Consider the following 507-nt stretch of genomic DNA (forward strand, 5'->3'; position numbering starts at 1 on the left):
AACTCATCCGTGTGGCAGTAAAAGCCACTACACGACATTTTCATCAGCCCAGCCAACGGCCCGGCCGTTTGTTCGGACTTAATGAGGGCGGCTAGCAAATGGCCGGGCCGTTGGCCCTTAGGTTTCTTTGCATTGCAAACCCTAGCCTGGCCCGTTGGGCCAGGCTAGGCAAATTGCTGGGCCTTTGGCCCGAAGAACGTCTAAACTCGCAACTTCAGAACCCCGGCCAAGATTGGCGAAATCGACAACGAAGCATCTTCACGTCGGAAATCGATTCGATGCGCGCACGAAAAAACCCACTCAGGCTGGCGACGGGCCTGAGTGGGTCTTCGTTTGATTCTTTGGTGATGACACAGATCCGAAGACCTGAATTCTGTTGAGTTAAATGGAGGACATTTTCACAATGTGGATGATCTCAGCGAGCTGAGGCTCATCCATTTCTAAATTCCTTAGAAAGGAGGTGATCCAGCCGCAGGTTCCCCTACGGCTACCTTGTTACGACTTAGT

At 52.3% G+C, this 507-nt stretch carries 1 rRNA gene; it reads right to left on the bottom strand.

The window, feature by feature from the left end:
* Positions 1 to 453: 453 nt before the first annotated feature.
* Positions 454 to 507, bottom strand: a 16S ribosomal RNA gene (locus ABD971_RS29440); the annotation flags it as partial.

Source organism: Novipirellula rosea (assembly GCF_039541335.1).
Lineage (GTDB): Bacteria > Planctomycetota > Planctomycetia > Pirellulales > Pirellulaceae > Novipirellula > Novipirellula rosea.